This is a genomic window from Sulfurimonas sp., assembly GCF_014859695.1.
Taxonomy (GTDB): domain Bacteria; phylum Campylobacterota; class Campylobacteria; order Campylobacterales; family Sulfurimonadaceae; genus Sulfurimonas.
Window position 1 is genome coordinate 1 of the sequence record NZ_JACUTS010000110.1, and the last position, 4,667, is coordinate 4,667.

Consider the following 4,667-nt stretch of genomic DNA (forward strand, 5'->3'; position numbering starts at 1 on the left):
ACAATAACATTAATTACATCAGCAAAAATAAATGACTTTAAAACAAAAACCAAAAATATTACTTTTTTCATTTTAATGCCTTGTTAAAGCTAAAGCACCGAAAAGAGGAGCTATGACAGCAGTAAGATTTATAAAGATACTTGCAAAGTAGTTTATTATTATCATGTCAGTAAGTTCTATGTAAATCATCTGCGACCACCTACAGTTATAAAAATTTGAATAGTGAAGAACATAAAAACAGCACCAAGAATTAACCCGACAATGCCCAACAAAAAATTATATTCAGTTTCTTGCATACCCAAAATAAATGCAGAGTTTGGAGAACATTTATCTGATGCAATGTCATAAATGAAGTTTGGAATTATTGACTTTGAGAGATTTATATTTGTAGAGTCAAAGTAAAACCAAGTTTGAGTTTTTGAGTCTAAATAATTAAATTGATTAGTAGTGTAGTAAAAATCATCAATGCAGATATTTTTAGAGTCAAGGAGCATAGAAGCATTTAAAAAATTTATTGTAAAAAGTAAACTTATTAAATATTTCATTTTTTCCTCTTTTATATAATCTCAAAAACTCCAAAGAGTTAATGAGATTTAAGCAAAATAATTGCTTTATTAACTCCCCACATTACACCAAGAGCTACTAAGAAAACACCAAAAGTAGCAGTGATTAACTCAATATCAAGAGTAGGAAGAACTGGCATTTTTAACGAAGAAGCCCAAGAGCTTTTCTAACACCATAAAATGCACCCAACGCAACAACAACCGCACCTGCAACTGTCATAAAATCAGCTGTATCTAATGGAGCAACAACGAGAGCCGCTTGTGCTTGAGAAGCCATTAGACCCATAAAACCTAGAAACGCGAACAATTTCGCAAATAAACTCTTTAACATTTTCAATCCTTTGAAAAAAAAGCTAGTAAAAACCTCGTAATAGATTAATACCGCATTGAAAAAATTACGCTTCTCAGTGCGATATTAAAATTTTGAGAGGATTACATCTCTTTTTTGTCTAAGCTCACATAACTTTAAATTATCTTCATTTGTTCGCAATAAAACATTTATGTCATTTTGTAAAAAACGAAGATATAAAATTGTTTGAGCTTCATTCATTTTTTTATAGTCCCTAACGCCTTTCAGTTGTTCCCACATTTTTAAAAAAAATCGTGGCTCTGTCTATTCATTGTTACTTTGCTGCTGTCTTTGGTTTTCTCTCAAATTTTGAATAATCAAGAGGGTTTTTCTCTAAAGTCAGTACAGGCATAGAACGGTCAGGGTAAGCCTTGACACCGTATTGGTCGATTTTTATCAGATAAGGAAGAGCTACAATAGAGCCGATTTTATCTTTTAGAGTGTCGTAGTACTCTTCATCAGTTCCTACAGTCTCCACAGAGATTTTTTTGTATCCCTCTTCGTCTACACCTTGAAACATCACTGTAAGTTCAGTACCGTAGATTGTTTTATCCGTTTTTTTGTCCGTGTATTCAGTGGGTTTACATTCCATTAAAGTACCTATCATGTGTGTTGTCATTTGTCACTCCTTAAGTGCATTTAAAATTTAACTTAACCCTACTTATAGAATTAAGTTTATGAAACATAAATATTTTATGCTCTGTAAACTCAATTTATCACTCTGTTTTAACCCCCGAGAAGTGACTGACGGGGAGAGAGTGGCTTTTAACGTCTTCAACCTCATGGGACGTGATATCAACGACTTACTTCAAACTCTGTTAACAGTTCCGTGAATGCGTATCTATTTTTTAACGACTTATTGAACATCAGAGGGAAAGCGTACATTATGCAACTGCTCCAAGATTAAATTTATGCTCATGTAAATCATGGTTTAAATCTGGTCTATAGATTTTTAAAATCTTTGATATTGGAGTATCTTTTTTTTGTACTTTTTTAGAAAGTTTTGCAGAGCTTAAAGAAAGAATATGGTCATTATCTTCATATTGGAAAGAAAACCAAATAGAACCAAGAGAGAATTTTTTAGTATTAAGTGATTTTTTGATATCATTGAGTTGAGAAGTGACACTGCCACCATTGTTAATACCATTTGCGATAAGAACAGCTTGAAGCTGAAACAGAGAGTTTTGAGTTTTGTTGTTAATTGTCTTCATGTCACTTCCTTAAAATGTTATATTAGTTTACATTTACTAGTTATATTGTAATCCATATTAACTTCAATAAAACTTAATTTTAAAGAAAAAGAAACTAATATTACTAAATTACTAAAGAAAGGTAACTTATTATGACAAAAGAAGAATTGGCAACAATGTTGGGAACAACAAGGCAAAATTTAAGTAAATGGGAAAAAGAGAGACCAGATTTAGTAAGATTAATAAATCAAGGTTTGGCACTAGATGAAAGCATAGAAGAAACTAGGCGACACCTGGAACGATTAGAGCAAATAAAAAACGATGCAAGCAATGGCAAATTTAAATTAAAGTAGGGAAAAATGAAGTGTGAGAAATGCGGAAAAGAGTACTGGACAAGAGAGTGTTTAAATTGTAAAAATAACCCAAATGCAAATAAAAAATCAAACAATCTTCTTTTATATTTAATTGTTACGATAGTTGCAATAGCAATAATTGCATTGATAAATATCAATATAAATTCTAATCCATTGATAGGAGAATGGAATAGTAAAAGCAATATACTAGGAAAAAATAAAATTATATTTAAAAGTGATAGTATTGAAACTATGGGGATGATATCAAAAGTAAAATATGATATAGAAGAAAACAGAGTAATAGTTACTGACGAATGGGGAATAGGTACTATAATCAATATTATTGATGATAACACTCTGGAAAGTAACCTAGCTGGCATAAAAACAATATACAAAAAAGTAAAATAATATATGAAAAAAATATAAAAATCAAAAAAAGAAGTGACATGAAATATTTAATAAGTTTAATTATAGCTACAACAATAATAGCAGATACGATAAATGTAAAAGAAAGCAATGGAGTATATACGACAAATAAAATGACTGTATATAATTTATATGCGAAAAATGACGGTTACGCTCAAATAGATAAAACACCATCTACATGTGGAACGGTACATTTACTAGATTCAAAAGGGAAAAACATAGGAAGTTTACCTAAAGGGTATGCAGCTATGAACAAAAAAATAGAAAAAGGAAAATTAAAACTAATGGTAACGCCAGATGAACAATGTAAAATAAGTTTCTCAATACCTGATTAAAAAACATTTTTTCTTTTATGGTACAATTACAGCAGTGGAGTGAGAGCATAAGCTCCCACATTTTAATATAACGGTTCGGCTAAAACCATTAAAACCACTACTATAAGAAATAAATTCACACTGTATCTCCTCTCTTGGAGATACCCACACGTCCAAATCCCTAATTTTTCAATTAACGCCCATAAGCCAAAAAGATAACACAGTGCTTGTACAAATAGAATTATATCTAATTTAAGGATGGGGTTTTTTCGAATCTCTCCTCGTCCACCACTAAGCCCTATATTTAGGACTTTAAAGCACTTTTTTAAAAATCAAAAAAACTCTTGCATACCCAAAATCACTTATAAATTTTTATACTTCTATCAAAATTATTATTAAAAGTATCAAGATAATTTACATAAACATCAAACACCATTTGAGTATTAGCATGACCTAAAAGCTGTGCAAGTTGTACAGGTGTTACCAAGTTATTATAAAGCATATTTGTAGCGTGGGTATGGTGTGTATTGTATGGTCTGCGATAATCTATATTTAACTCTTTTAAACTTGGAATCCAAAATTTATTTACAAAAAAATCAGTATCTATGTACGGCTTTTTGTATTGAGTAATGAAAAGATACTTATTGTCATGTAAAGTATAAAGCTCTTGTATATAAAGTTTTAAAGGCTGTCTAACTCTTCCAAGCTACCTATCCGGCAGTTCACCTATAGAACGCTTATACAAGCAAAGATATATATTTCTAAGCTACCTATCCGGCAGTTCACTAAAATCAAAATAATCAAAATCGCACTTATCATTTCTAAGCTACCTATCCGGCAGTTCACATTTTGAGCAAATTTTATACTCCTATTAATCATTTCTAAGCTACCTATCCGGCAGTTCACCTATAATAGTCTTTATAAATTCACAAAATTAATTTCTAAGCTACCTATCCGGCAGTTCACTTTAGATAATACCGTTGGGATTCCATATTTGCTTTCTAAGCTACCTATCCGGCAGTTCACTTTATAGTGCTTTTTATCCATCAACTGCACAATTTCTAAGCTACCTATCCGGCAGTTCACTTATAAAAAGTGTTGAGACGACTATAACCAATTTTCTAAGCTACCTATCCGGCAGTTCACATACTCAAATATATTTTAATTCTTTAAACATATTTCTAAGCTACCTATCCGGCAGTTCACCTTATAACGCGGTTACAAAGGGAGACCCGTTTTTTCTAAGCTACCTATCCGGCAGTTCACAATGCAGATTCAATAATCAAACGGGTGTGGGTTTTCTAAGCTACCTATCCGGCAGTTCACTAGCTTCTGTTAATGTTCTACTTGTCTGATATTTTCTAAGCTACCTATCCGGCAGTTCACTCATCAATTTTTGAATGTCATCCAAGGCGGATTTTCTAAGCTACCTATCCGGCAGTTCACAGCAAAACCAATATCTAAAAGACAGC

General features: G+C 31.7%; 8 protein-coding genes and 1 CRISPR repeat array. Of the genes, 3 read left to right on the top strand and 5 right to left on the bottom strand.

Annotated elements, in window-relative coordinates; genetic code table 11:
* Window positions 1-185: 185 nt before the first annotated feature.
* The 4 genes from IBX42_RS11295 to IBX42_RS11310 form a co-directional block, all read right to left on the bottom strand.
* Complete coding sequence (locus IBX42_RS11295) at window positions 186-545, bottom strand: hypothetical protein (RefSeq protein WP_294933003.1); 360 nt, start codon at window positions 543-545, stop codon at window positions 186-188.
* Window positions 546-705: 160 nt separating this feature from the next.
* Window positions 706-894: a hypothetical protein gene (locus IBX42_RS11300; protein ID WP_294933005.1), complete on the bottom strand. Its 189-nt coding sequence runs from the start codon at window positions 892-894 to the stop codon at window positions 706-708.
* 292 nt (window positions 895-1,186) lie between these two features.
* Window positions 1,187-1,531 (bottom strand): hypothetical protein, encoded by a 345-nt coding sequence (locus tag IBX42_RS11305; protein ID WP_294933007.1) that lies wholly within the window; start codon window positions 1,529-1,531, stop codon window positions 1,187-1,189.
* Window positions 1,532-1,796: 265 nt separating this feature from the next.
* A complete protein-coding gene (locus IBX42_RS11310; protein ID WP_294933009.1) occupies window positions 1,797-2,123 on the bottom strand; it encodes a hypothetical protein in 327 nt (108 codons plus the stop codon).
* Between the two features lie 131 nt (window positions 2,124-2,254).
* Here IBX42_RS11310 and IBX42_RS11315 point away from each other — a divergent pair, with 131 nt between their 5' ends.
* Genes IBX42_RS11315 through IBX42_RS11325 form a run of 3 tightly spaced genes read left to right on the top strand, consistent with a single transcriptional unit; the run spans window position 2,255 to window position 3,216 of the window.
* Entirely contained in the window at window positions 2,255-2,455 is a 201-nt protein-coding gene (locus IBX42_RS11315; RefSeq protein ID WP_294933011.1) for a helix-turn-helix domain-containing protein, read from the top strand.
* A 6-nt stretch (window positions 2,456-2,461) separates the two neighbouring features.
* The gene (locus IBX42_RS11320; protein WP_294933012.1) at window positions 2,462-2,863 is read left to right on the top strand and encodes a hypothetical protein; all 402 of its coding nucleotides are present in this window, start codon (window positions 2,462-2,464) and stop codon (window positions 2,861-2,863) included.
* Window positions 2,864-2,901: 38 nt separating this feature from the next.
* Window positions 2,902-3,216, top strand: a complete 315-nt coding sequence (locus IBX42_RS11325; RefSeq protein ID WP_294933014.1) for a hypothetical protein — start codon at window positions 2,902-2,904, stop codon at window positions 3,214-3,216.
* Between the two features lie 337 nt (window positions 3,217-3,553).
* Here the strand turns inward: IBX42_RS11325 and IBX42_RS11330 are convergent, their stop codons facing one another.
* Entirely contained in the window at window positions 3,554-3,868 is a 315-nt protein-coding gene (locus IBX42_RS11330) for a hypothetical protein (protein WP_294933016.1), read from the bottom strand.
* A 25-nt stretch (window positions 3,869-3,893) separates the two neighbouring features.
* Window positions 3,894-4,641: a CRISPR direct-repeat array (repeat unit 28 nt; unit sequence TTTCTAAGCTACCTATCCGGCAGTTCAC).
* Window positions 4,642-4,667 lie beyond the last annotated feature (26 nt).